Annotated in this window: 20 protein-coding genes; 8 read left to right on the top strand and 12 right to left on the bottom strand. The window is 63.3% G+C overall.

The annotated features are described in order from the left end of the window. Window positions 1–40: 40 nt before the first annotated feature. Window positions 41–244, bottom strand: coding sequence for a hypothetical protein (locus tag COCCU_RS09210; RefSeq protein WP_156231227.1), 204 nt, complete (start codon window positions 242–244; stop codon window positions 41–43). Between COCCU_RS09210 and dnaE the strand changes: the two genes are divergently transcribed. Further along, window positions 243–3,806 (top strand): DNA polymerase III subunit alpha, encoded by a 3,564-nt coding sequence (gene dnaE, locus COCCU_RS09205; RefSeq protein ID WP_156231226.1) that lies wholly within the window; start codon window positions 243–245, stop codon window positions 3,804–3,806. The two genes, COCCU_RS09210 and dnaE, sit on opposite strands and share 2 nt — an antisense overlap. A gap of 252 nt (window positions 3,807–4,058) precedes the next feature. After that, window positions 4,059–5,267 (top strand): cobalamin-independent methionine synthase II family protein, encoded by a 1,209-nt coding sequence (locus tag COCCU_RS09200; protein ID WP_156231225.1) that lies wholly within the window; start codon window positions 4,059–4,061, stop codon window positions 5,265–5,267. 131 nt (window positions 5,268–5,398) lie between these two features. On the opposite strand, the gene COCCU_RS09195 is transcribed toward COCCU_RS09200, so the two are convergent. Both COCCU_RS09195 and COCCU_RS09190 read right to left on the bottom strand, forming a co-directional pair. After that, complete coding sequence (locus tag COCCU_RS09195) at window positions 5,399–5,884, bottom strand: hypothetical protein (RefSeq protein WP_156231224.1); 486 nt, start codon at window positions 5,882–5,884, stop codon at window positions 5,399–5,401. A gap of 58 nt (window positions 5,885–5,942) precedes the next feature. Beyond that, window positions 5,943–7,805, bottom strand: coding sequence for a choice-of-anchor I family protein (locus COCCU_RS09190; RefSeq protein WP_156231223.1), 1,863 nt, complete (start codon window positions 7,803–7,805; stop codon window positions 5,943–5,945). A 198-nt stretch (window positions 7,806–8,003) separates the two neighbouring features. Here COCCU_RS09190 and ilvA point away from each other — a divergent pair, with 198 nt between their 5' ends. Next, window positions 8,004–9,308, top strand: a complete 1,305-nt coding sequence (gene ilvA / locus COCCU_RS09185; RefSeq protein ID WP_156231222.1) for a threonine ammonia-lyase IlvA — start codon at window positions 8,004–8,006, stop codon at window positions 9,306–9,308. 116 nt (window positions 9,309–9,424) lie between these two features. On the opposite strand, the gene treZ is transcribed toward ilvA, so the two are convergent. After that, on the bottom strand, window positions 9,425–11,182 hold the full coding sequence (treZ, locus tag COCCU_RS09180; RefSeq protein WP_156231221.1) for a malto-oligosyltrehalose trehalohydrolase: 1,758 nt from the start codon (window positions 11,180–11,182) through the stop codon (window positions 9,425–9,427). A gap of 54 nt (window positions 11,183–11,236) precedes the next feature. Here treZ and COCCU_RS09175 point away from each other — a divergent pair, with 54 nt between their 5' ends. The 3 genes from COCCU_RS09175 to COCCU_RS09165 are packed head-to-tail and all read left to right on the top strand — an operon-like array spanning window position 11,237 to window position 12,502. Next, window positions 11,237–11,869 (top strand): IMPACT family protein, encoded by a 633-nt coding sequence (locus COCCU_RS09175; RefSeq protein WP_156231220.1) that lies wholly within the window; start codon window positions 11,237–11,239, stop codon window positions 11,867–11,869. Between the two features lie 14 nt (window positions 11,870–11,883). Then, the gene (locus COCCU_RS09170) at window positions 11,884–12,111 is read left to right on the top strand and encodes a hypothetical protein (protein ID WP_156231219.1); all 228 of its coding nucleotides are present in this window, start codon (window positions 11,884–11,886) and stop codon (window positions 12,109–12,111) included. A gap of 10 nt (window positions 12,112–12,121) precedes the next feature. After that, window positions 12,122–12,502 carry an RNA-binding S4 domain-containing protein gene (locus COCCU_RS09165; protein WP_156231218.1) on the top strand — a complete coding sequence of 127 codons (381 nt, stop codon included), beginning with the start codon at window positions 12,122–12,124 and terminating at the stop codon, window positions 12,500–12,502. A gap of 60 nt (window positions 12,503–12,562) precedes the next feature. Here the strand turns inward: COCCU_RS09165 and COCCU_RS09160 are convergent, their stop codons facing one another. From COCCU_RS09160 to glgX, 7 genes are all read right to left on the bottom strand, one after another. Next, a complete protein-coding gene (locus COCCU_RS09160) occupies window positions 12,563–13,612 on the bottom strand; it encodes an LLM class flavin-dependent oxidoreductase (RefSeq protein ID WP_156231217.1) in 1,050 nt (349 codons plus the stop codon). A 218-nt stretch (window positions 13,613–13,830) separates the two neighbouring features. Next, entirely contained in the window at window positions 13,831–13,962 is a 132-nt protein-coding gene (locus COCCU_RS14830; RefSeq protein WP_269434454.1) for a hypothetical protein, read from the bottom strand. A gap of 45 nt (window positions 13,963–14,007) precedes the next feature. Beyond that, window positions 14,008–15,021 carry a GTP pyrophosphokinase gene (locus COCCU_RS09155; protein WP_156231216.1) on the bottom strand — a complete coding sequence of 338 codons (1,014 nt, stop codon included), beginning with the start codon at window positions 15,019–15,021 and terminating at the stop codon, window positions 14,008–14,010. Window positions 15,022–15,035: 14 nt separating this feature from the next. Then, complete coding sequence (treY, locus tag COCCU_RS09150; protein ID WP_156231215.1) at window positions 15,036–17,552, bottom strand: malto-oligosyltrehalose synthase; 2,517 nt, start codon at window positions 17,550–17,552, stop codon at window positions 15,036–15,038. 122 nt (window positions 17,553–17,674) lie between these two features. Further along, entirely contained in the window at window positions 17,675–18,469 is a 795-nt protein-coding gene (locus COCCU_RS09145) for a hypothetical protein (RefSeq protein WP_156231214.1), read from the bottom strand. A 168-nt stretch (window positions 18,470–18,637) separates the two neighbouring features. Next, the gene (locus COCCU_RS09140) at window positions 18,638–20,080 is read right to left on the bottom strand and encodes an exonuclease domain-containing protein (protein WP_197088327.1); all 1,443 of its coding nucleotides are present in this window, start codon (window positions 20,078–20,080) and stop codon (window positions 18,638–18,640) included. A 374-nt stretch (window positions 20,081–20,454) separates the two neighbouring features. Further along, window positions 20,455–22,977 carry a glycogen debranching protein GlgX gene (glgX, locus tag COCCU_RS09135; RefSeq protein ID WP_156231212.1) on the bottom strand — a complete coding sequence of 841 codons (2,523 nt, stop codon included), beginning with the start codon at window positions 22,975–22,977 and terminating at the stop codon, window positions 20,455–20,457. Window positions 22,978–23,220: 243 nt separating this feature from the next. On the opposite strand from glgX, the gene nadC reads away from it, so the two are divergent. Then, window positions 23,221–24,093 carry a carboxylating nicotinate-nucleotide diphosphorylase gene (gene nadC, locus COCCU_RS09130; RefSeq protein ID WP_231598723.1) on the top strand — a complete coding sequence of 291 codons (873 nt, stop codon included), beginning with the start codon at window positions 23,221–23,223 and terminating at the stop codon, window positions 24,091–24,093. Window positions 24,094–24,184: 91 nt separating this feature from the next. On the opposite strand, the gene COCCU_RS14705 is transcribed toward nadC, so the two are convergent. Beyond that, window positions 24,185–24,430: a hypothetical protein gene (locus COCCU_RS14705; RefSeq protein ID WP_231598959.1), complete on the bottom strand. Its 246-nt coding sequence runs from the start codon at window positions 24,428–24,430 to the stop codon at window positions 24,185–24,187. A gap of 489 nt (window positions 24,431–24,919) precedes the next feature. Here COCCU_RS14705 and COCCU_RS09120 point away from each other — a divergent pair, with 489 nt between their 5' ends. Beyond that, window positions 24,920–25,633: a hypothetical protein gene (locus COCCU_RS09120; RefSeq protein ID WP_156231210.1), complete on the top strand. Its 714-nt coding sequence runs from the start codon at window positions 24,920–24,922 to the stop codon at window positions 25,631–25,633. Window positions 25,634–25,651 lie beyond the last annotated feature (18 nt).

Genomic DNA, 25,651 nt, shown 5'->3' with positions numbered 1-25,651 from the left:
GCCGCCGCCCACGATGCCCATGGCTTCGCACCAAACGTCATCAGGAAAAGTGACTCCCATCACTATAGCGTTCGGGGGCTGAGGGTGTCGCGGTGCCGCAGGCCCCGGTTCCTGGCCCCCACTCACCTTCGGGCCTGAAGGTGGGCGTGGCCACCCCGGCGTCGATAAGCGCTTCTTCCTGCCGGAAGTGGGCGACAGCGGTGTAATTTACCTTGTCGAAGGTGCGGGCTAGACTTGCCCGCATGGCCAAGAAATCCTCCTTCGTACATCTTCACAATCACACCGAATTCTCCATGCTGGACGGCATGGCCAAGGTGGATTTGCTGGCGGAAGAGGTCTCGCGGCAGGGGATGCCAGCGGTGGGAATCACCGACCACGGCAATATGTTCGGCTCGGATGCCTTCTACCGGAAGATGACCGGGGCCGGCATCAAACCGATCATCGGCATCGAGGCCTACCTGGCACCGGAGTCGCGCTTCAACAAGCAGCGGGTGCGCTGGGGTGAGCCCCACCAGAAGCGGGATGATGTCTCGGCCTCCGGTGCCTACCTCCACCAGACCATGCTCGCGGAGAACGCCACCGGCCTGCGCAACCTTTTCTACCTCTCCTCCATGGCCTCCTATGAGGGCCAGCTGGGCAAGTGGCCCCGCATGGACGCCGAGTTGATCGCCGAGCACGCCGACGGCATCATCGCCACCACGGGTTGCCCCTCCGGCGATGTGCAGACCCGCCTGCGTCTGGGACAGTTCGACCAGGCCCTGGAGGCTGCGGCGATGTGGCAGGACATCTACGGCCGGGACAACTACTTCCTGGAACTGATGGACCACGGCCTCGACATCGAGAACCGGGTGCGTGCTGAACTGCTGGAGATCGGGCAGAAACTCAACCTCCCCCCGCTGGTGACCAATGACTGTCACTATGTGCTGGAATCCCAGGCCAAGGCCCATGAGGCGATGCTCTGTGTGCAGACCGGTAAAACCCTGAACGACCCGGACCGTTTCAAGTTCGACGGTTCCGGCTACTACATCAAGACCGCCGAGCAGATGCGGGAACTCTGGGATGACACCGTCCCGGACGGCTGCGACAACACCCTCTGGATCGCGGAGCGGGTCCAGCCCTATGACGAGATGTGGGAGTCGCACCCCCATGACCGCATGCCGGTTGCGGAGGTGCCTGAGGGACACACCCCCACCACCTGGCTGCTGCATGAGGTCAAGGAGGGACTGAAGGAACGTTTCAACGGTGGGGAGGTGCCCCAGGAGTACATTGACCGCGCGGAGTATGAGGTCGAGGTCATCGACATGAAGGGCTACCCCTCCTACTTCCTCATCGTCGCCGAGATCATCAGGCATGCCCGCTCCATCGGCATCCGGGTCGGTCCGGGCCGTGGTTCCGCGGCCGGCGCGCTGGTGGCCTACGCCCTGACCATCACCAATATCGACCCCATCGAGCATGGCCTGCTCTTCGAGCGCTTCCTCAACCCGGAACGACCCTCCGCACCCGATATCGACATCGACTTCGATGACCGTCGTCGCGGCGAGATGATCCGCTACGCGGCGGAACGCTGGGGAGAGGACAAGATCGCCCAGGTGATCACCTTCGGCACCGTCAAGACCAAGCAGGCGATCAAGGACTCCGCCCGCGTGCAGTACGGCCAGACCGGCTACCAGATGGCGGACCGCATCACCAAGGAACTGCCGCCGCCGATCATGGCCAAGGACATCTCGCTCTCCGGCATCACCGACCCTGGGCATGAGCGCTACGGCGAGGCCGCGAATGTCCGCGCCCTGATCGAGACCGACCCGGACGTGGCCAAGATCTACGAGACCGCCCGCGGTCTGGAAGGTGTGGTCCGCCAGGCCGGCGTGCACGCCTGTGCGGTGATCATGGCCTCGGTGCCGCTGCTCGACCATGTCCCGATGTGGAAGCGCCCCGCTGACGGTGCGCTGATCACGGGTTGGGATTACCCGGCCTGTGAGGCCATCGGCCTGCTGAAGATGGACTTCCTGGGACTGCGTAACCTCACCGTCCTCGGTGACGCCATCGACAACATCAGGATGAACCGGGGCGAGGAGATCGACCTGGAGAACCTCGACATCGTCGATGAGGAGACCTACCGGTTCCTGGGCCGCGGCGACACCCTGGGTGTCTTCCAGCTCGATGGTGGCGGCATGCAGGAACTGCTCAAGCGCATGCAGCCCACCGGCTTCAATGACATCGTCGCCGCCCTGGCGCTGTACCGACCCGGCCCGATGGGCGTCAACGCGCACCTGAACTACGCGGACCGTAAGAACGGCCGCAAGCCGATCGAACCAATCCACCCCGAGCTGGAGGAACCGCTCAAGGAGATCCTGGGTGAGACCTATGGTCTGATCGTGTACCAGGAGCAGATCATGAAGATCTCCCAGAAGGTGGCCAACTACACCGCCGGTCAGGCCGATGGTTTCCGTAAGGCCATGGGTAAGAAGAAACCGGAGGTGCTGGAGAAGGAGTTCGTGGCCTTCGAGGGGGGCATGCAGGACAACGGCTTCTCCAAGGAGGCCATCAAGACCCTGTGGGACACGATCCTGCCCTTCGCCGGTTACGCCTTCAACAAGTCCCACGCCGCCGGTTATGGCCTGGTCTCCTTCTGGACGGGCTACCTCAAGACGCACTACACCCCGGAGTACATGGCGGCCCTGCTGACCTCGGTCTCGGACAAGAAGGACAAGTCCGCAATTTACCTCGCGGACTGTCGCCACCTGGGCATCAAGGTGCTCTCTCCGGACATCAACGAGTCCTACAATGACTTCATGGCCGTGGGCGAGGACATCCGCTTCGGCCTGGGTTCGATCCGTAACGTCGGCTCCGAAGTGGTGGAATCGATCGTGGCCAGCAGGAAGGAGAAGGGGAGGTTCAAGGACTTCTCCGACTACCTGGACAAGATCGACACCCTGCCCTGCAATAAGCGCATCACCGAATCGCTGATCAAGGCCGGTGCCTTCGACTCCCTGGAGCACCCCCGCAAGGGCCTGATGCTCATCCATGAGGATGCGGTGGACTCGGTGATCACCACCAAGAAGGCTGCCGACAAGGGGCAGTTCGATCTCTTCGCCGCCCTCGGTGGGGAATCCGCCGAGGTGGCCAATAACGCCTTCGCACTGACCATCCCGGATGAGAAGTGGGATCTTAAGCATGAGCTCGCCCTGGAGCGTGAGATGCTCGGTCTCTATGTTTCCGGCCACCCCCTCGACGGTTTCGAGGAGGCACTGAACATGCAGACCGACACCGCCCTGACCACCATCCTCGGCGGGGAACTGCGTCACGGTGCCGAGGTGACCATCGGTGGCATCATCTCCGGCGTGGACCGTCGCTTCTCCAAGAAGGACGGTTCCCCCTGGGCGATCGTCACGGTGGAGGACCACAACGGCGCCTCGGTGGAACTGCTGGTCTTCAACAAGGTCTATGCCCTGGTCTCCTCCCAGATCGTGGAGGACAACATCATCCTGGCCAAGGCCCATGTCTCCATCCGGGATGACCGGATGAGCCTTTTCTGTGATGACATGCGGATCCCCGAGCTGGGCCCGGGCCATGGTGCGGGCCTGCCGCTGCGGCTGTCCATGCGCACCGACCAGTGCACCCCGGGCAACATCAAGAAGCTCAAGGATGTGCTGGTGGCCAATAACGGTGATTCCGAGGTCTACCTGAACCTGGTCAACGGGGAGGAATCCACCGTGATGATCCTCGGCGAGCATCTGCGGGTGAAGCGCTCCGCTTCCCTGATGGGTGATCTCAAGGCGACCCTGGGCCCGGGAATCCTCGGTTAGACAGACGCTTATCGACGCTCCCCGCCCACCAGGCACTGCCCGCCCCCGGCTTTCCCGGCGGCGGGCAGTCCTGCCTGGTATACCGTGCGGTTCAGCCAGGGGGTGGGGGAGTCCGGAATCCCCGGGGTGAGGGGTAAGGCAGGCGATGTCGGGTCGGTATCGGTACTATAGACCACACAGTCTAGATCAAGCCGTCCGGAGCCCCGGGAACGAAGTGCAAGCAGGCTGCGTACATACCGACCGAAAGGGAGCATCTTGACCGATCACATCCGCACCACTCACGTGGGTTCGCTGCCGCGCACCCCCGAACTGCTCGACGCCAACCTCAAGCGCGCCAATGGCGAGATCGAGGATGAGCGTTTCTTCGAGATCCTCGAGAAGTCCGTCGACGATGTCGTCAAGCGCCAGATCGAGCTCGGCCTGGACATCATCAACGAGGGCGAGTATGGCCACATCACCTCCGGCGCCATCGACTACGGTGCCTGGTGGAACTACACCTTCACCCGCCTGGGCGGACTGACCATGACCAATGAAGACCGTTGGGATTCCGCTGAGATCAAGCGCTCCTCCCCGGGCAACATCCAGCTGACCTCCTTCGTCGACCGTCGCGACCGCGTCAAGTTCGACGCTGCCTACAATGACCCGGACTCCGGCATTTTCACCGGCCGCGCCAAGGTCGGCAACCCCAAGTTCACCGGCCCGGTCACCTACATCGGCCAGCAGGAAGTCGACACCGACGTCAAGCTGCTCGCCGATGCACTGAAGAACAACAACCACACCGCCGGTGGTTTCGTCGCCGCCATCTCCCCGGGCTCCGCGGCACGTCTGAAGAATGAGTTCTACGAGACCGAGACCGAGCTGGTCTACGCCTGCGCTGATGCCCTGCACCACGAGTACAAGGCCATCACCGATGCCGGCCTGACCGTGCAGATCGATGCCCCGGACCTGGCTGAGGCCTGGGACCAGATCAACCCGGAGCCCACCGTGGAGGACTACAACGAGTGGCTCTCCATCCGCATCGACGCCATCAACCGCGCCGTCAAGGGCCTGCCCAAGGAGCAGACCCGTCTGCACATCTGCTGGGGTTCCTGGCACGGCCCGCACACCACCGACGTTCCCTTCGGTGACATCCTGGCGACCGTCCTCAAGGCTGAGGTCGGCGGCTTCACCTTCGAGGGTGCCTCCCCGCGCCACGCCCATGAGTGGCGTGTCTGGCAGGAGCACAAGCTGCCCGCCGGTTCCCTGATCTACCCGGGTGTCATCTCCCACTCCATGAACGCCGTGGAGCACCCCCGCCTGGTCGCTGACCGCATCATCCAGTTCGCCGAGGTCGTCGGCCCGGAGAATGTCGTCGCTTCCTCGGACTGTGGCCTGGGTGGCCGTCTGCATCACCAGATCGCCTGGGCGAAGCTGGAGTCCCTGGTTGAGGGCGCCCGCATCGCCTCCAAGGAGCTCTTCTAACCCCCACCTTCCCGCTGCCCCGGTCCCCCCGGGGTGGTGAGGGAAATGAAGGCGGGGCCCACGGTGTGAAAACCGTGGGCCCCGCCTTCGGGCATGTCCGGCCTCAGCTGCTGAGTGCCGGTGAGAACCAGTTAGAGGTTGATGCCGAACCGGTCCAGAAAGCCCCGGAGCTGGTCAGCGCCACCCGGCACCACCTTCGCGTAGGTGCTCAGAGCGGTGATGACGGCGGTGCCGAGGGTGAAGAAGACCTCGAAGCCCAGGAACACCCACTCCATCTCCTCGGTCATCTCCAGCGAACCCAGCGCCACCTCAGGCTCGCAGTCCACCACCTCATCCGCATCGGCGTTCTCGGCGGCGGGCTCATCATCCACCGCATCCTCGCACTCCTCGGGGAGCGGGGGCACCGTGGTTTCCGTGCCCGGTGCAGCCGTCTCCGTGGGGGTTTCGGTGGGGGTTTCAGTCTCTGTGGGAGAACTGGAACCCAGGACGGAACTACCGGCACTGAGCTGGCTGGAGAGCCCGTTGTCCTCGGTGGTGGCGGCCTGAGCCGGTGTCACCAGGGCCAGGGTGGTGGTGGCTGCGGCGATGAGGGCAAGCGAGATGCGGCGACGGGTCACAGAGGACTCCTTCGGGGTAGAGGCAAAAGTCGTCAGTCAGTGTAACCCCTGACGGTAATTAGGGGGTGAATAGCTTCTGGATTTCGGCCTGCAGCTGGGGAATCGTGCCGGAGAAGAAGGCGGCGACCCCACCGATCAGGGCTGCCACCCCGGCCAGGGCAACCAGCGGGCCGGCGGAAGAACCCTGCTGGAAACCGGTGGCACCGCCCGGGGTCTGGTCCTCGACCAGTGAGTCGATCTCGAAGATGGTGGTGGTGCCGGAGACCTCATTGCCCACCGCGAGCAGGTTCTTGCCATTGGGGGAGTCAGCGGCCGGGATGAAGACCAGACCCTCTGGGCCCAGGTCACCGGATTCAGCCCAGTTGTCGACCAGTTCCTCGCTCTCCTCATCGAGGGCGCTGACATCGAAGTCGCGGTTGTTGACGTAGGTGACGTACTCCGCGGACTCCGGGTCACTGACGTCGTAGACGAAGACGCCACCGATGCGCTCCAGGCCGATGAAGGCGTAGGTCTTGCCGTTGATGTCGCCGAGTGCCACACCCTCCGGCTCCGGGCCCTTGTTGTCGGAACGGTTGTCGAACCAGCCCTCATCATGGGAGGCGTTGAAGATCAGCTGGCCGGTGCTGTGCAGTTCCGCGAGCTTCTGCTCGAACTGTTCACCGGAGTTGAAGACCTTGTTGCCCTCCGTGTCGAAGATGGAGAAACCGCGGGCGCCGAAGCTGTAGAGCTCGGTGTAGCAGGAACCGTCCCCGGAAAGCCCCAGGGTGGTGGTGATGTTCAGGCGGCCGAGGTTCTCGTCCTCCTGCAGCTGCGCAATGCTGAGCTCGGAACCGGTGTCGAAGTCCTCACAGATCGGGGGCAGTCCCTCATCCTCATCGCCGAGGTCCTTGATGCGGGCTTCCTCGGAGTAGGCCTCCCAGTCGCGGGCGTCTCCTTCATTGGCCATGACGAGGTAGTTCTTGCCGTTCACGGAGTAGGCCTCAATCGCATCCGGCATGGGGATGGCCTTCAGCGGCCAGTTCCGGATGTTGATTTCTCCGTCCCGGTCGGAGGTGTCGATGCCGAACTCGGTGGCCAGGTCGAAGAAACCGAGGGGGAAGATATTCTCGACGGCCGCGGTGGCCAGGTCGACCACGGCGATGGCGTTGTTCTCCTGCAGGGTGACATAGGCCTTGCCGTCGATCTCGGTGATGTACTCCGGTTCCAGGTTCTGCGCCACGGTGGTGGAGTCACCGACCTGGCCGAAGACGCGGACATCCTCATGCAGGGCGCCGGGGGCGTTGAAGGCCTGGAAATCAGCGACCCGGACATCATCCTGGGTGGGGGCCACAACGGTTCCGAGGGCAGGCAGGGTGACCACGGTGACCGAACCTTCCGGATCGTAGGAGTAGTCCTCGGCGGGTTCACCCTCATTGGCGGTGAAGGCGTACTTGCCGTCAGCGCTGATACCGACCATGTCCGGCAGCGCACCACCGATATTGACCCGACCCAGCTCTTCGCCGGTGTCGGCGTTGAAGAAGAGCATGGCGCCCTCATCGGTTTTGTCCGCCGGTTCAACATTGGCCACCGCCAGGCCATCTTCACGGACGGTGACGGAGTTGATGCCATTGCCGGCACCGGCCTCGATGGCACCCACCTTCTTCGGGGTGGTGGGGTCGGAGATGTCGAGGATGTCGATATTGCCGGAGAGGGCGTTGACCACCAGCAGCTGCTCGGTGGCGGCATGGTAGGCGAGGATCTCGGCGGCGGATTCCTCGAACTGGCCGGAGTCATAGGAGCCGATGGGCTTCATGGCGATCTCGGCGCCCGGGGCGGAGTCAATGACCGGGTTGGGGACAACCACGGCATTGGCGGGGGTGACCAGGGTGAGACTGGTCGCGACAGCGGCACAGAGAGCGATGGCGCTCCGGCGGATAGACACGATGGGAGATCTCCTAGACAGTGGTTTCGGGGCAGGTATGCTCCGGACCTTATGGATTCAGGTGTGGAAATCATCATGCTCCATATAGGTAATATTTTATCCACTTACAGGGGTTTCTCAGGTGTCTGGGCGGTGAATATTGGGTAAACCGGGTTGTGTCTGTGATCGTGTCGCAGGGAGGGACTAAACTCCTGATTCATGAGCGAATCCCCGAACACCGACTCCACTGCCATCTCGGTATCCTCCGAGCCGATCCACGCCGCCGATGTGCAACTGGCTCAGGCCCGAATTTCCTCGGTGATCGCTCCGACCCCGCTCCAGTACTGCCCGCGGCTCTCCGAGGAACTCGGCGTGGAGGCCTACCTCAAACGGGAGGATCTGCAGGATGTCCGTTCCTACAAGATCCGCGGCGCCTACAACGCCATCAGTCAGCTCAGTGCTGAAGAGCGTGCTGCCGGCATCGTCGCCGCCTCCGCCGGCAACCATGCCCAAGGCGTGGCCTACGCCTGTAAGCAGCTGGGCATCCAGGGGCGGATCTACGTTCCCGCCAAGACCCCGAAGCAGAAGCGGGACCGCATCCTCGTCCATGGTGGGGATCAGGTGGAGCTGGTGGTCACCGGGGCCAGCTTCGATGAGGCCGCCGCAGCCGCCCGCGCCGATGCCGCAGAGACCGGCGCCGTGGTGGTCGAGCCCTTCGACGCCCGCGACACCATCGTCGGTCAGGGCACCGTCGCCGCCGAGATCCTCAGCCAGCTGACCTCAATGGGAAAGTCCGCCCACACCGTGGTGGTCCCCGTCGGTGGTGGCGGTCTGCTGGCCGGGGTGCTCAGTTATTTCGCGGACATGGCCCCGCGCACCGCCATCGTGGGTGTGGAACCCTCCGGCGCCGCCTCGCTCCGGGCTGCCCTAGACAACCATGGCCCCATCACCCTGGATGAGGCGGATGGGTTCGTCGATGGTGCCGCCGTCAAGCGCACCGGCGATCTGACCTACGAGATCATCGAACGCAACCTGGGACGGCTGCATCTCCTGGATGTCTCCGAGGGTGCGGTCTGCACCGAGATGCTAGACCTCTACCAGTCTGAGGGCATCATCGCTGAGCCGGCCGGGGCGTTGTCGGTGGCTGGCCTGCGCGAACTGCACCTGACCCCGGGTGAGGTCGTGGTCTGCATCATCTCCGGTGGTAACAATGATGTGCTGCGCTATGGCGAGGTGATGGAACGCTCCCTGGTCCATCGCGGCCTCAAGCACTACTTCCTGGTGAACTTTCCCCAGGAGCCGGGGCAGCTGCGTAATTTCCTGGAGAATATCCTCGGCCCCGATGATGACATCACGCGCTTTGAATACCTCAAGCGCAACAACCGGGAGACCGGTGCCGCCCTCGTCGGCCTCGAGCTCAGTGCCGCCGCGGACCTGCAGCCCCTGCTGGAGCGCATGGAAGTCTCCCGCATCGACTGCCAGCAGCTGCATCCCGGCACCCCGGAGTACTCCTTCCTGATCTAGCCTGGGGGAGAGCACGTCATCCCGGCCACGGCAACAGTTGAAGGCCCCGGAACCCCCAGCCCGGGGTTCCGGGGCCTTCCTCATTTCCGCCTTCCCCCTCGTGGTCCCGGGGAAGATCAGCGGCGTAGCAGCGCAAAACCCCAGGCATCAAGCAGGGTGCGGTCCGGGTGCACCTCCGGGGAGGTGAAACTGTAGATCAATTCTCCGCCCTGGGGGATCTCCACCGGGGTGGCGGAGAGGTTGGCCAGCAGGGTGACATCCTCATGCCCCATCAACAGCCAGGGCTCCTCCTCACTGCCCCCCTGCACCTGCAGCTGATCCAGCCGGGGTCGGGCCAGGCCCCATTCGGTGCGCAGCCGCAACAGGGTGCGGTAAGCCCCGTGGATGCGCTGGGCCTGCTCATCGAAGTCCCAGTCCAGCTTGGCGGATTCGAAGGTGGCCGGATCAGCCGGGTCGGGCACCTGAGATACGTCCCAGCCGGAACGGGAGAACTCCCGGGTGCGCCCCTCCCTGGTCAGTCGGTTGAGTTCCGCATCGGTATGGGAGACGAAGAAGGGGAAAGGGGTACGCGCCCCGAACTCCTCACCCATGAAAAGCATGGGGGTGTAGGGGGAGCAGTAGATCACCGCCGCCTTGAGCACCTGCTGCTCCGGAGTCAGCGTCATGGAGGGGCGGTCACCGCCCGCCCGGTTTCCGGTCTGGTCATGGGTGGTGGTGTAGGTGACGAAGCGGTGCGCCGGGATCAGCTCCCGGTTCACGGCCCGACCGTGGTGCCGACCCCGGTAACTGGAGTAGTCCCCGGTGAAGAAATAGGCCCCCCGCAGGGTCTTGAGCAGGGCCTCCAGCGAACCAAAGTCCGCGTAATAAGCGTGATTCTCCCCGGAGATCAGGGTGTGCAGCCCATGGTGGATGTCATCGGCCCACTGGGCCGCCAGACCATGGCCCCCGGCCTCCGGCGAGCTGATCACCTTCGGGTCATTGAGATCGGATTCGGCGATCAGGCTGCGGGGCACCCCGGTGGTGGCGGTGATCTCATCGGCGATCTGCTGCATCTGCGCCAGAATGGACGGCGCCCCATTGTCATCCAGGGCGTGGATGGCATCCAGCCGCAGGCCGTCGATGTGGAATTCGCTGAACCACTGGCGCACCGTGTCCAGGATGAAGGCGCGGACCTCATCGGAGTCAGGGCCGGAGATGTTGACGACCTCACCCCAGCCGGTGGAACCCCCTGAGGTGTAGGGGCCGAAGAAACCGTTGTAGTTGCCATCCGGTCCGAAATGGTTGTAGACGACATCGAGGTAGACCGCGATGCCGGCGGCATGCGCGGCGTCGACAAGCTTTTTCAGGCCCGCGCGGCCACCATAGCTTTCCTGCACCGCCATCCAGGCCACCCCGTCATAACCCCAGTTCCTTTCCCCGCCGAAGGGCTGCACCGGCATCAGTTCGATGGCGCTGACCCCCAGATCCTTCAGGTGGGGAAGCTTATCGACGACCCCCTCAAAGTCGCCGCGGGCACTGAAGGTGCCCACATGCAGCTCATAGAGCACCGTGCCGGGCAACACCCTGCCCCGCCACTGATCATCGGACCAGTCGAAGGTGGGATCATCGACCCGGCTCAAACCGTGCACCCCATCCGGCAGGGAGGTGGAGCGAGGATCGGGCAGGGTGATGGAGAAACCCTCCCCGGCATCAACCTGGAAGCCGTAGCGTTGCCCGGTCTCCGCTGATATCTCAGCCACCCACCAACCACCTTCGGTGCGGTTCATGGGATGCAGCTGCTCTTGATCGGGGGTTTCCCGGAGAACCAGGCGGACGTCGCGGGCATGAGGTGCCCAGACACTGAACGAAGGGCCCTGGGGGCGAAGCGAAATCATGTGCCCCAGCGTAGGTAAGGGGAGCGGACCCCGCCATCGGTAGAATCCACATCCATGTATCAATTACCCGCCGCCGGAGTCACCACCGCCCACGAATGGGAGATCAAGCGTTCTCGCTTCATCACCCTGATCAGGCGGGTGCGTTCCGAGGCGGAGGCCCGCGACTTCATCGCCGAGGTACGCGGCGACTACCCGGATGCCAGGCACCACTGCAGCGCCTACCTGCTGCATGTCGAGCACGCCAACCCGATCGAACGTTCCAGTGACGATGGTGAACCCTCCGGCACCGCCGGAAAACCCATGCTGGACATGCTGCGTGGCTCCGGAATGCTCGACATCGCCGCCGTGGTGGTGCGCTACTTTGGGGGCATCAAACTCGGCACCGGTGGCCTGGTGCACGCCTACTCCAACTCGGTGGGCGAGACCCTGCCCCTGGTCCAGCGTGTCACCCGGGCGGAACGCGAACTCTACACCGTGGAATTCCCCCATTCCGATGCCGGCCGCTGGGAGGCGGACCTCCGGGCCCGCGGGGTCGATGTTGTGACGATGGACTACGGGGCTACCGTGACCTACACCCTGGCGATTGATCCCGGGGAAGTGGCCGAACTGACCGCCCTGCTGGCGGCGGTGACCTCAGGTCGGGTGACGCCAAAGGAAGCTGGTTCCGCATGGGTGGAAGGCAACTGACTAGACTGTCTCCCATGAGTATGCAGCAGTACCCCCGAAACCCCATCGAGCAGCGCAAGATGGCCGTCCGCAAGTACACCCGAAACGGCGTCATCGCAGTCGGTGGTGGCCTCGTGGGCGGTACCGCACTGGCCATCCTGGCCGGCAGTTCCTTCTTCCTGATCCTCGGCCTGATCATCGCCGTGGTCGGTGGTTTGATGAACTACCGCAAGATCAACCGGATCATCAACCACAAGGACTAGGATCGGAGCGATGTCTGAATCCACTGGCACCCCGGTACGGGTGGACGCCTGGGTATGGGCGGTCCGCCTCCTCAAGACCCGTTCCCTGGCCGCCGAGGCCTGCCGCGCCGGGCATGTCAAGGTCAACGGTGTCTCGGTGAAACCCGCCCAACAGGTCGCCCCCGGTGATCGGGTGCGGGTGTGGAAGGATCACCGCGAAATGGATGTGGAGGTGCTGGACACCCCTCGCAAGCGGCTCGGGGCTCCGGAGGCCCGGCGCTGCTACGCCGATCATTCCCCGCCGCCCCCGCCGAAGGAGATCCTGGCCTCCCAGCCACGCCGTGACCGGGGTGCCGGGCGGCCGACGAAGCGGGAACGCCGTCAACTGGATCAGTTGCGGGGGCGTCCTTAGACGAACGCGGGCCGCGGAGACCAGAGACGGTCTCCGCGGCCCGCGTTGTTAATGAGCTTTCTAGCGCTGCCCGAGGATGCGGCGTACCCGGGGGATGACTTCCTCGCCGTAGAGACGGATGGTGTCCATGGCATGTTCATGCTGCACCGGCCCATTGGAGTACTTCAGGGTGAAGCGGTCCAGCTCCAGTGCCTCGATGGCGTCAACCATCTTGGCGGCAACGGTGTCCGGGGAACCGACATAGAGGGAACCGGAGTTGATCTCCTGGAGGAAGCGTCCCTTGGTCGGCTCCGGCCAGCCCCTCTCGGCACCGATGCGGCGCTGCATGGCCATCCACTGGTAGTAGAGCCTTTCCTGGGCCTCGGCATCGGTGTCGGCGATCAGGCCGGGGGAGTGGATACCCACCGGCAGCTGGGGGTTGCCCAGCTCATTATTGGCCCGTTTGTAGAGGTCGACGAAGGGACGGAAGCGGCGGACCTGGCCCCCGATGACGGCGAGCATCAGGGGCATCTTCTGGCGTGCGGCGCGTACCACGGACTCCGGGGAACCACCCACGGCCACCCAGGGCCGCAGGCCATCGGCGGTCGGCGGGTAGAGCTTCTGGTTCTCCAGGGAGCTGCGCGTGGTGCCCTCCCAGGTGACTCCGGTGCCGGCCTGATCGGCGTCAAGAATCTTGCGCATCAGGTCCAGTTTCTCCTCGTAGAGGACCTCGTACTTGTCCAGGTCGAAACCGAAGAGGGGGAAGGACTCGATGAAGGATCCCCGGCCCAGGATCATCTCGGCACGGCCGGAGGAGATGGCGTCGATGGTGGAGAAACGTTCGAAGACACGCACCGGGTCATCGGAGCTCAGTACCGTGACGGAGGTGGTGAGGATGATCTTCTTGGTGCGGGCGGCGATGGCGGTCAGCACGATGTCGGGGGCGGAGACCGCATAATCATCGCGGTGGTGCTCGCCCACGCCGAAGACATCCACGCCCACCCGGTCGGCGAGCACACCCTCCTCCACGACATTGCGGACCACCTGGTCATGGGGCAGGGGGGTGCCCTCGGCGTCCCAGGTGACATCGCCGAAGGTGTCGAGACCGAATTGGATGGGTGTGGTGGACATCGTTTAGTTCTCCCGTGGAAATGCTCGCAATTACTAACCTAGTTGACATATCAACAATATCAGCTCCCCTGGGGAAATGACAGCGAAGCGACACCGGTGTTCCGGACGGCGGGGCAGGGGACACAAAAACCTCCCCCGGAGCCCCACCTCTCTGGATGCAGAGAGGAAGAAGATGCCGGCGGAGGTCTGGAGAAGAAAGTCCCGGGGGGGAGTGAGACCTACCAGAGACCCCAGGTGGCGGGCGGGAAGTTAACCCCGAACTCGCGGAAGAAATCGGCGGTGGTCAGCGCCCAAACGTGGATCTGGTCGGCGAAGACCGGGAAATCTTCGCGGATGGAAATACTGCTCATACGGTGAATACTCCTTAGTTGATGGGCGCCGGTACCCGGCAGACGTTACCCTTTTTCAGCGGTGATGTGGGCGCGACGCATCTTGGCAAGTCGGGTCTTGAGCTGACGTTCCCGCTGCGTCGCACGTGAGCTGCTGTCCCGGGTGCGGCTAATGTGATCATCCCCATAGCGACGGAGTAGCAGATCATCAATCAGCCGGACCTGGCCGGGGAGGAAACGGTAGTTCATCGCCCGACCCAGGGCTTCAATATCCATGTCATCGAGCAGCAGGCGCAGCTCCGCCACCGTGGTCACCCCATTAGCCAGGAGGATCTCACCCAACCAGCGGAAGAGCTCCGAACGTGGTCGCGGGAAACGGTTCCCCAGCAGGACCGCCAGCACACCGGGCAGCGTCTCCGAACTCAACTCCACCTCATCGTCGGTGGTGCTCGCCCCGGAGGACTGCACCGAGGCGATCAGGTCGAATTGCTGATCCGCCAGCTCAATCAGACCGGCCGCCAACGTGAAAGCGCGGTCCACCGCTGGATCCGGCTCCTCAGGGCCCCGCTTATAACGGATATCATGCTCGAACTCGGCCCAGGCATGCTGCAGGACCGTACGGATCTGCACCTCAAAGCGCATTCCCCGGTAAGCCCGCAACTCCTCCGGGGAATCCTCACTGACCTCAAGGATCAGGTGGTGGGAACCATAACCGAAAGTTCCCGACACCCGGGTCTCGGTGGTCTTGTCCACATTGCGGTGCACCAGGAAAGAATCCCGCAGCACCGTGATCGCGGCTGGGATCTCGGTGGAGTGATACGTGGTCACCCGCACCCCAACCACATCGTGGATGTCTTGCCAGGGTTCCGGATACTGCGGGCTGCCATCAGGGTGCTGCTTACGTGCCTTGGCCTTCAGCGAGGACCATTCCTTCACCCGGGCCCACACCCGGTCATAGGTAACGCCACCGTCGCTGAGGAGATCCTCCAGCGCACCGGAGAATTCTTCAGCTGCATCAGGGTGGGAGCGGGCCCACGCGTGGTAATAGCTCCCCAGCCGGGAGATCACTTTATTGTTCATGGCAGAGTGCGATTCTACCCCTCGGCCGGATCATCCAGTCGACGTAGTAGGGCAGTGGGCAGCACCTCAAGAACCTCCGCCACCGGAACCGTGCCGCTGAACTCCCGACCCGAGAGCTCCTCCCGCCAGCTGCCCGCAGGCAGCGTCAGGGTGGTCTCCCCCCAACCACCATCCTGCTGCAGTGCCAACGGGCGACGGGTGGCCACCGCAATGACCTTCAGGCCGGCCTCCCCGGAGTCCAGACCCCGTGCCAGACCAATCAGGTGGGACTCCGCCGGACCCTCAGCGAAAACCGCCTGATGATCCCCGGCGGTGAAGAGCTCCGGAAACTCCCGGCGCAACTGCAGCGCCGCATGGATCAGGGCCTGCTTGGCCCGGTCAGCATGATCCGCCAGGTGCGGATAAGCATGGAAATTCTCGCTTCCGGCCTCCTCGGAAGCCTCCTCCCGCGCCATCCCGGCGATGGAGAACCAATCAACCCCCTCCTGCAGCACAGTCAGCGACTGCTCGCGGGCGGTGTAATCCACGAAGCGGCGGTTATCCGGATCCACCAGATGGTCGGTGAAGAACTCGGTGCCCTGGTAGGTGTCCGGCACCCCGGGTCCGATCAGCTGCAGCAATTTGCGACCCAGGGAGATCTGCGTGGCACCGCGGTGCAGGGGTGCAATGAACTCGGTGATCAGGCTGGTGACGGGGCCGTCGAGAAGCACATCCGCCCAATCGTGGATGGCTTTCTCGAAACGGGCATCCGGGTCCGTCCAACTGGTGTGCACCCCGGCCTCACGAATCGCCTTGAGTGCAAAAGCCTGGAAACGCTCATGGAGCGCATCAGTGACCTCACCATCCACCGGCCACACCCCGAGCAGATTCTGCAGCAGAAAATGCCCGGTGCCCTCATCGGGGGCCGGCACCACAGCGGTGACCCGCCGGACGAACTCCGCGAACTCACTGGGAAGCTCCGTCAGCTCAATGATCCGCGCCCGGACATCCTCGCCACGCTTGACATCATGGGTGGACAAGGTGGTCATGGTCATCGGCCACAGCCGGGCACGCTCCTGCTGCAGCAGATGGAACTCCGCCGTCGACACCCCGAAACGACCCGGCGCGCCACCCACCTCCTGCAAGGCGATCAACCGGGAAGCCCGGTAGAAGGTGGTGTCCTCCACACCCTTGGCCATCACCGCACCACAGACCTGGGCGAAACGGACCTTCGCCTCAGAATTGGCCAGCAGGCCGGCGGCGATCAGATCCAGGGCATCCCGACGGGAGGGGAAACGCCGGGTCATCTCCGCGACCAGGGTGGCCACCAGCCGGGAGAGCGAGATGTAGTCGGCACGGTAGGCAGGCATCGCCGCCACCAGTTCCACAATGGTGGTGATCAGCTGTTCCTCGGAGACCGAACTGCCGGCGGTGGAGAAATTATCGCGGCGCATTGCTCGGGCCAGGCGGCGTACCTCGGCGGAGAGCTCCTGACGGGCCACCTCCCGCTTGAGTTCCTGCTCACTCGCGGTGATGGCGGACTCATCCCAGGTGGAGCCGGACTGCTGCAGCGCCAGCATGGAGAGACTGTCCTCCGATTCGCGGCTGATGAACACCCCATCCAATTCCCGCAGGGCGTCATAACCGGTGGAGCCGTCGACCGCCAGACGCGGATCAAGGGGTTCCTCCACCCCCAGGATCTTCTCCACCACCAGCCAACGGTCCGGACCGATCACCTCACGCAACTGGGTCAGGTAGGCGAAGGGGTCGGAAAGCCCATCGGGGTGGTCCACCCGCACCCCGTCGATCAGGTCCTCGGCGATCAGCTGCCGCAGGATCCGATGGGTGTGCTCGAAGACGCGGGGATCTTCCTGACGGATGCCGGCCAGCCCGTTGACGGAGAAGAAACGACGGTAGCTGATCACCCCGTCCCGCCAGTACATCAGGCGGTAGCACTGCTTCTCGTAGACCTCGCGGGGATCATCCTCAAGGGTCTCCATGGTGCCGGGCCGGACCGGAAAGATGTTCTCGTAGTAGGCGAGCACCGCCTCACCCTCATGCTCCTTCAACTCGAGCTTATCGATGTCGTCGGGGGCACCCAGGACGGGAAGTCCCAGCTTGCCGCCCGCGCCATTGTCCTCATGCCAGTCAATGTCGAAGTAGTACTCGAACTCCGAGCCCTGACCATAGGTGAGCACATCCCACCACCAGGGGTTCAACTCGGGGTGCTCGATGCCGACATGGTTGGGAACGAGGTCGATGATCAGCCCCAACCCCGCCTCATGGGCAGTTTCCGCCAGCTGGCGCAGGCCCTCGATGCCCCCGAGCTCAGGATTGATCTCGGTCGGATCCAGCACGTCATAGTTGTGGTTGGACTCAGGTGGGGCCGTCAGGATCGGGGAGAGATAAAGATGACTGACCCCCAGTTCCGCAAGGTAGGGGACAAGCTCGGTGGCTTCCTCAAAGGTGAAGGCCCGCCCCAAACCGTCGGGATCTGACTGTGGGCCACGCAGCTGCAGGCGATAGGTGGCGGTGATCGGACGAGGGGTCATGCTCTTCCTCCGGGGATTGGGTTGAACCCGGGGTGATACTTACCCGGGCGAACTTGCTGGAACAAAACTTCAGGGAAACATGCTGCCTCCCGTCCTGATCCGGGAGGCTCACCCCGTCCAGACTAATGAGTAGCGTCTGAAAGTGCCGGGAAACCACATTCATAGGAGATCGCCCGCCCACCCAACAGCGGCCTCCCCAGATCCAGCACGTGCTCCTCCAAAAACCTGCCGAAGCTCTCCAACTCCGGGGCCCGCGCCGGGAAAGCCAGCAGCACCTCCCGGGTAGGAGCCACATAACGTACCTCGGTACGCATCAACCGACGCAGATGGAAATGCATGATGCTGAAAGTATGGGGGTGAGCCAACCAATCAGTGGGGCTCGACCCCGGGGTAGCCACCTGCAGTGCCGGAAGAGGCTGCCCACTGAGCACTGAGGCCGGCCGGGTGTAGAAACGGAAACCCTCCGCCTCCCGGGAACGGTGCAACAGATTCTCCGCCGCCACATCCCAAGCCTGCTGTGGGAAAAGATCCAGCTCACCCAGACCCCGCTGACTGACCGTGATCAGGGGATCAGCATTACCCGCCCGTCTACCCGACGAACCTGTCTCCGGCAGACAATGCAGACCCGCACTGAGCTGCCGGGACAACGCGATCATGGCCGGGCTGTCACTGAAACCATCATCACTGAGCCCCGGGCGTTGCTGCCCGGCGGTCAGGTGCAGGCGGGGCAGCAGGCGCGCCGGGTGGAGGTGGGTTGTCGTCGGCTCCGCCTCATCACCCCAGTGGGGAGCCGCGGGGTGCAGCGCATCGGGTGCGGCGAGCAGAACGGCGTCCGGGGCGGAAATAGTGTCCGTGGAGGGACTCAGGTCGGTGATGGAACTGGGGTGGGTTGCAGCGGTGGTGAAGGCGGTGCTCATCTCGGGGTTCTCCTGGTGGTTGAGGCACCTTGAGGTGCCTTCACCTCCATAGACCCGGATTTCCGGTGGAAGGTTCCCGGTGAGGGGCCACTGGCTGCGTCCCCCGGTGATCAGGTCAGGAACCCTGGCGGGCTGGAACCAGCGGGGCTGGGGTCAGAAGAGCTGGGATCAGAAAGGCGGTTCCTCATCGAAACCGATGGCGGTGTAGAGCTCGGCGGCACTCCAGATCTGAATTTCCTGGCCCTTGGCGATCAACTCCTCCGCCCGCTTCTGCTTGGAGGTCTTGGTGGCCCAGGTACCGGCAACCAGGATGGTGGTTTTCTTCGTCACATTCTTGCCCACGATGCCACCCCGTTCGGCGATCCCGGCCCAGAGGCTGCCCTTGTCATGGGGTTCGAAGTCACCGGAGAGGGTGACATTCTGGCCGAAGAGGATGCCCTGGGGATCTGCGTTTTCATTGGGTTCCGGAATGGCGTCCGGGGTGGCCACCGCAGCCCAGGGGGCGGGGCCCCGGCGCCCACCCTTGGCACCTGCGGCGGCCGGGGACTCCTCGGTGAGCTGGGCCTCGGTGGGCAGATCTGCCGGATCATCCCAGGCGGAACGGGAACCTGCATCCGGGGCGGGGCGGCCGGTGGGGTCTTCTGTCATGTCCCCGATCCGCTCTCCAGCGGCCGTCAACCCCTGGGCCAGCTGGCGCTGCTGCAGAGCGACACCGGCGCCGGAACGGTCGCGGAGTACCGGGTAGACCCGTTCCGGGTTGAGGTTGCCGATGGTCATGCTGCGACTGTGGAAGAGTTCGGCGAGCGAACCCTGGAAGCTGTGTCTGCGGGCCAGGGCGACGGTGATCCCGGCGCAGGCCCGGGCATCTTCGGTGGCATCATGATGTTTCTTCAGCTCCACCCCGAGATGTTCGGCGACCACAGGTAGGGAATGGCTGCGGACATCGAGTTTCTCGCCGCGGGCCAAGGCCAGACTGCAACCGAAGAAGAGAGTGGGGGTTTCGACCCCGGCGGCCGCGCAGGCCCGGGATAGGGCAGTGGCGTCGAATTGGGCGAAGTGGGCCACGAAGGGAAGCTCCCCGATGAACTCCACCAGCTGGGGGAGTCGCTCGGCGAAGCTGGGCTGCCCGGCGACATCCTTCGGGCGGATGCCATGAATGTTGATATTGGCGTCCGTGAAGTTATCCAGGCCGGGCGGTGGGGTGCAGAGCCAGGACTCAGCGGCGACCTCTACACCGTCGATGTAGCGGACCAGGCCGATCTGACAGATCGAGCCCCAGTCATTGTTGGCGGTTTCCACATCGAAGCCGACGAAGTTCAACCCGGGGGTCATCCGCTGCCCGGAAGCCTCACCCCGCAGGGCCGCTTTGACCGCGGTCTCGAACTCAGTGGCGGCAGCCTGCTGATTGGGGGCGAAGGCCACCGTGATGCCTGCCCCCTCCAGGTGTACTACTCCGGAGGTCAGTGCGGTGGGGCTGGACTGGGTGACTCCGGTGACCTTTGAAACCTCAACCTCGACATCGGAGCCGTGGATGGCGGTCAGCAGATCCGAGTAGTGGATCTGGATGGAGTCATTGCTCACTGTCAGCTGCGCACCTTGGGCGGGGATCACGATACGGGGTCCTTCCTGCTGTGTATTCCGGGGCTTGGGGGTTCCACCACCCAGTGGCGGGGGACGGACCTGCAACCCGGTGTTCCCCGGCAAGCTTACCTGCGGCCCCGAACCCCACCTTTCAACCTGGCCCATATCCCGCCTGAAACAGCTCCTCAACTGGGAGGGGGAGGGCACACCACCTCGGTATCTCCAGGGGGTAGGGGGAGGCGATTTGTCCAGCATCTCTGGGACGGTGCCGGAGAATCCTCAGGCGTCGCTGAAGGTAGATGCGGGTCTCAGGGGCGGTGGGCAGCTGAGACGGATTCTGAACAGCCGAAAATGAAGGAAGTGGGTGAGGAATAATCCTCACCCACCTTCGGCCGGTCCCTTAACTAGAGCGGATCTTCCTCGCTGTAGGGGTCCTCCAGGTCTTCGGTTTGAAGCTGCTTATCGGCGTCCCCCTTAACCGGGGTTTTCACCGAAGCCGCTTTTTTCTCCGGCTGGGTCTCCTCAGGCTGGCTCTCCTCGGCGGGAAGCTCCTCAACTGCAGCCTCATCCTCCGCGGATTCGGCAGCGGACTCGGTCTCCTCACCGGATTCGACTAGGGATTCCTCCGGTTCGGTGGCGGCGGCCTCCTCTGGCTGGGCAGCCTCGGAGTTTTCGGTATCCGTAGCTGCTTTCGCGGCGGCCTCCGCCTCCTCTGCAGCGTGCTGCTCCTCGTCTCGCAGGGCATTGAGCTCTGCGGCCGGCTCATAATCATCGTAGATGGCGGGCTCGATCTGCTTGAGCACCATGCAGGAGCGGGCGGGGACCTCGATGGTGCCGGCGGCATTGATGACCTCGGCCTCCAGCGGGTAGCCACTGTCCTCGGTGGTGTCAATGATCAACTGCCACTTCTGACCGAAGTAGGTCGGCGGCAAGGTGAACCTGATGGGCTCATGGTGGGCGTTGAACATCAGGATGAAGGAGTCATCCTTGACCTTCTCGCCACGAGCATCAGGCTCAGTGATCGCATCACCATTGAGATAGACCATCAGGGACTTGCCGAAGGTGAAGTCCCAGTCATCCTGGGTCATCAGCTTGCCGGAGGGCACCAACCAGGCGATGTCACGCTCCCGGACATCGGCACCCAGGGGGCCGCCCGCCAGGAATCGACGGCGACGGAAAACCGGGTGGCGCTTGCGGATATTGAGCAGTCGCTTGGCGAAGCCGAAGAGGTCGGCGTTCTCATCCAGCTGATCCCAGTTGATCCATGCCAGCTCATTGTCCTGGCAGTAGACGTTATTGTTTCCTCCCTGGGTGCGTCCCATTTCATCACCGTGGGAGATCATCGGGGTGCCCAGACTCAGGAGCAGGGTGGTCATGAAGTTACGCACCTGGCGATGACGCAGGGCAGTGATCTCCGGGTCCTCGGTGGGGCCCTCCACGCCGTGGTTCCAGGAGCGGTTATGGCTCTCACCGTCCCGGTTGTCCTCACCATTGGCCATGTTGTGCTTATCGTTATAACTGACCAGGTCAGACAAGGTAAAGCCATCATGGGCAGTGATGAAGTTGATCGAGGCGGTGGGACGTCGGTCATTGTTGGCGTAGAGATCCGAGGATCCGGTCAAGCGGGAAGCGAACTCACCCAGGGTGGCGGGTTCGCCGCGCCAGAAGTCACGGACGGTGTCGCGGTACTTACCGTTCCACTCGGTCCACAGAGGCGGGAAGTTGCCCACCTGGTAGCCATTTTCGCCGACATCCCAGGGCTCGGCGATCAGCTTGACCTGGGAGACCACCGGATCCTGCTGGACCAGGTCGAAAAAGGTGGCCAGGCGGTCCACATCATTGAACTCACGTGCCAGGGTGGAAGCAAGGTCGAAGCGGAAGCCGTCGACACGCATCTCGGTGACCCAGTAACGCAGGGAGTCCATGATCAGCTGCAGGGAGTGCGGATGCCGGACATTCAGGGAGTTGCCGGTGCCGGTGTAGTCCATGTAGTGGTACTTGTCATCGTCGACCAGCCGGTAGTAGGCCTCATTGTCGATACCGCGGAAAGCGATGGTCGGGCCCATGTGGTTGCCCTCGGCGGTGTGGTTGTAGACCACATCGAGAATGACCTCCAGGCCGGCCTCGTGATAGGCACGAACCATACCCTTGAACTCACTGACTGCACTGCCCGGCTTGCGTGCTGCTGCGTAGTCCTGGTGGGGCGCGAAGAAACCGAAGGTGTTGTAACCCCAGTAGTTGCGTAGGCCCTGCTCGCGCAGGTGGTCATCCTGCAGGAACTGGTGCACCGGCATCAGCTCGATGGCGGTGACCCCGAGGTCCTTGAAGTAATTGATGATCGAGGGGTGCGCCAAACCGGCGTAGGTGCCGCGCAACGAATCCGGAACATCCGGATGAGTCATCGACATGCCCTTGACATGGGTCTCGTAGATGACCGTCTCGTTGTAGGCGGTACGCGGGGAACGGTCCGAGCCCCAGTCGAAGAAGGGGTTGATGACCACGGACTTCATGGTGTGGCCCAGGCTGTCCTCAGTGTTTCGGCCATGCGGGTTCTCGGGGTCGGTGATGTCATAGCTGAACAGTGAGGGGTGGCCGTCAAACTCACCGTCAAAGGCGCGGGCATAAGGGTCCACGAGCAGCTTATTCGGATCGCAGCGCTTGCCGTTGTGGGGGTCATAGGGCCCGTGCACCCGGTATCCATAACGCTGGCCAGGCTGAACCCCGGGGAGATAGCAGTGCCAGACGTGGGCATCGACCTCCTCGAGATTGATGCGCACCTCGTTTTCTTCGCGGTCAATGAGGCAGAGCTCCACCTTCTCAGCGACATCAGAGAAGATCGCGAAGTTCGTGCCTGCACCGTCATAGGTTGAACCAAGCGGGTACGCGTCGCCGGGCCAGACCGGAAAAGGGGCTGCAGATGATGTCATGCTTGCTAAGCATAGTGCCCTGAAGCCGGTATCACCCATTAAGTCCTTTATGGGTGAGTCCACAGGTTAAGGGGATTTATTCATCGGCAGGCCACCTACATCCCGGAACCCTCCGAAAGGTGGCTGCCCTTTAAATGGGGGGCACTATGTTCCGGGGCAGGTCGTCCCCCTTAAAAGCTGCCCAGGTGGAGCGGTGGACAGCGTAAGATCAGGTGATAACCACTAAGCAGATGGGGGAGCCACATGGCACCGGAGTTCATCCAGATGGACCTCGACCTGGAGATCGCTGACCGGATCATCGCTGCGGCCCTCCAGGAGGATTTGGCCTACGGGCCGGATGTGACCACCCGCGCCACGGTCGGACCGGATGAACGCAGCACTGCCGTCGTCCGGGCCTGGGCCGGTGGCACCATCGCCGGGGTGGAATTGATGCCCCGGGTGCTCACCCAGGTCGCCACCGGGGAATTCCAGGTCTCCGCCAAGGTTCGCGATGGGGCCAGGGTTTCGCCGGGCGATGAGGTGCTGCGGGTCGATGCCCTCACCCGTGACCTGCTCACTGCGGAACAGACCATGCTCAACTTGCTCTCCCATATGTCCGGAATCGCCACGGAAACTACTGTGTGGGTGGATGCGGTGGAAGGTACCGGTGCCCGTATCCGCGACTCACGCAGTACCCTTCCAGGGCTGCGGATGCTGCAGAAGTACTCGGTCCGGGTCGGCGGAGGGATCAACCACCGGCTCGGGCTCGGTGACCGGGCAATGGTCAAGAGCAACCATGCGGCAGCCGTCGGGGGACTGGTGCCTGCGCTCCGGGCGGTACGGGCCCAGGCACCACAGAAGTGGTGTGAGGTGGATGTCCACAACCTCAGTGAACTCAATGAGGTTCTCAAGGAGCGGCCCGAGGAAATCAAATTGGAGACCTTTGAGCTCTGGGAGGTGCAGACCGCGGTGCAGCGGCGCAATGTGCTCTCCCCGGGAACCCTGCTGGAGGCGGCTGGTCGGATAAGTCTCAGCGATGCGGTGGATCTGGCGAACTGCGGGGTGGACTTCATTGCGGTGGAGGCGCTGACCAGTTCGGTGGTGGCATTGGATCTGAGGTTGGAGTTCTACCTTTGAGTCGACGATCCTGAGTTGGGGGCGGAATGCCCCCGGGGGGGGGATTATTTTATGGGGAAACAAGCTTAATTCCGTCATCTTCGGCGGGAGGTTACTGCTCTTCCAGGGTTTTCATGCCGGTGAGAATGATCTGCAGTCCCCGCTCGAAGTCGGCGGCGTCGGGAAGTTGTGTGGCTGCCCCGCCCGTGGCCTCCGCCGCCTGGTGGGCGGATTGCTCCAGGGCGGTGGAGCCCAGGGTGAAGTGGAGCAGGCTCGCGGCTCCGGTCCGACGTTCCTGGTTGAATGCCTCAAGTTGGGCGGTGAGGACCTCGAGAAGCTCATCATAAAGAGAGGTCATTGATACCGCTGCCACCACCAGCTCTGCCCCATCTCGGTGTAGTAGAAGTGTGCTCCTCAACACAGTGCACCACTTTTCCGGGTCAGGATCCGATGTTGTGGAAGTGGGGCGGAGGGCAGGGGTGAGTATTTCCCGGGCGATGGACTCAATCAACGCCTGTTTATTGGCAAAATGCCAGTACAGGGCACCCGGGGCCACCCCGAGGTGGGTAGCTAAACGGCGCATGGTCATGTCTGCTAGGCCGTAGGAATCGAGAATCTCGAGCCCTGCATCTAGGATCTTTTCCCTGGAAAGTCGCACGGGTCAACCCTAGTCGGCACATCGGGATGGCCGAAACCTTTGAAGTTCTCAGGGCAAATAAAGGTAGTTATACGGAGAGCTTGATAACCTATTTCGGTACGTGCGCAGTGTGCTAGGGAAAACGTGTGTGCGACGTGCAGTTTCCTCGCTTCCTAGCTGCGACCTACCCATCATTCAGGAGATACATTCGTGCTGACTCTTTCCCCTCTCAAGAAGACTTTGGTCGCTTCCGCCCTCATTGTCCCGCTCGCGCTGGTTGCCTGCGGTTCCGATTCTGAGGACACTGAGGCCACCACCACTGCGACCGCTTCCTCCACCGCAGCTGCTGGTGAAGAGGCCTCCGATGAGGAGAACGCTGACACCGCTGCCGCTGGGACCGACACCGAGACTGAGGCTGGTGCTGAGGAGAACGCTGAGGCTGGTGCTAAGGCCCGTTCCGCAGATGGCTCCACGGCTGCCGCTGCCCGGGGTTCCATTGACCCGGCCGCTGCCGCTGCCGACCCCCTGGCCAATAGTCAGCTGACCTTCGCTGAGCTGCCCCCCGTTGAGGGTGGCCAGCCGGCTGGCGAAGAGGAGCAGGCTGCAATCGAGTCATTGGTCAACGGTATGTACGAGGCCGACACCCTGCACGAATTCTTCGGCTACCTCCCGGCGAACACCTGTAACGAGGTCATCCAGGCCAATGGTGGCGCCGCCGCCTTCGATCTGGAGGGTATCCCGGATCTGCCGATGAACAGCATCCCGGGTTATGCCGAATCCAACCCGCGCGTTGAGGCCATCAACGACGTTCAGATCGACGGTGAAGTTGCTTCCGCATCCGTCACCGCTTTCGCTGATGGGGAGTCCACCACTAAGGTCCAGCGCTTCCGTCTTGAGGACGGCGCCTGGAAGTTCTGCAACTAGAACTTCAGGGGGTAGCCT

The sequence above is a fragment of the Corynebacterium occultum genome, assembly GCF_009734425.1.
Lineage (GTDB): Bacteria > Actinomycetota > Actinomycetes > Mycobacteriales > Mycobacteriaceae > Corynebacterium > Corynebacterium occultum.
This window is presented reverse-complemented; position numbering and strand designations above follow the sequence as displayed.

Coding starts and splice junctions, on each gene's coding strand:
- dnaE (WP_156231226.1), top strand. CDS start 243: ATGGCCAAGAAATCCTCCTTCGTACATCTTCACAATCACACCGAATTC.
- COCCU_RS09210 (WP_156231227.1), bottom strand. CDS start 244: ATGCGGGCAAGTCTAGCCCGCACCTTCGACAAGGTAAATTACACCGCT.
- ilvA (WP_156231222.1), top strand. CDS start 8,004: ATGAGCGAATCCCCGAACACCGACTCCACTGCCATCTCGGTATCCTCC.
- treZ (WP_156231221.1), bottom strand. CDS start 11,182: ATGATTTCGCTTCGCCCCCAGGGCCCTTCGTTCAGTGTCTGGGCACCT.
- COCCU_RS09175 (WP_156231220.1), top strand. CDS start 11,237: ATGTATCAATTACCCGCCGCCGGAGTCACCACCGCCCACGAATGGGAG.
- COCCU_RS09170 (WP_156231219.1), top strand. CDS start 11,884: ATGAGTATGCAGCAGTACCCCCGAAACCCCATCGAGCAGCGCAAGATG.
- COCCU_RS09165 (WP_156231218.1), top strand. CDS start 12,122: ATGTCTGAATCCACTGGCACCCCGGTACGGGTGGACGCCTGGGTATGG.
- COCCU_RS09160 (WP_156231217.1), bottom strand. CDS start 13,612: ATGTCCACCACACCCATCCAATTCGGTCTCGACACCTTCGGCGATGTC.
- COCCU_RS14830 (WP_269434454.1), bottom strand. CDS start 13,962: ATGAGCAGTATTTCCATCCGCGAAGATTTCCCGGTCTTCGCCGACCAG.
- COCCU_RS09155 (WP_156231216.1), bottom strand. CDS start 15,021: ATGAACAATAAAGTGATCTCCCGGCTGGGGAGCTATTACCACGCGTGG.
- treY (WP_156231215.1), bottom strand. CDS start 17,552: ATGACCCCTCGTCCGATCACCGCCACCTATCGCCTGCAGCTGCGTGGC.
- COCCU_RS09145 (WP_156231214.1), bottom strand. CDS start 18,469: ATGAGCACCGCCTTCACCACCGCTGCAACCCACCCCAGTTCCATCACC.
- glgX (WP_156231212.1), bottom strand. CDS start 22,977: ATGACATCATCTGCAGCCCCTTTTCCGGTCTGGCCCGGCGACGCGTAC.
- nadC (WP_231598723.1), top strand. CDS start 23,221: ATGGCACCGGAGTTCATCCAGATGGACCTCGACCTGGAGATCGCTGAC.
- COCCU_RS14705 (WP_231598959.1), bottom strand. CDS start 24,430: ATGACCTCTCTTTATGATGAGCTTCTCGAGGTCCTCACCGCCCAACTT.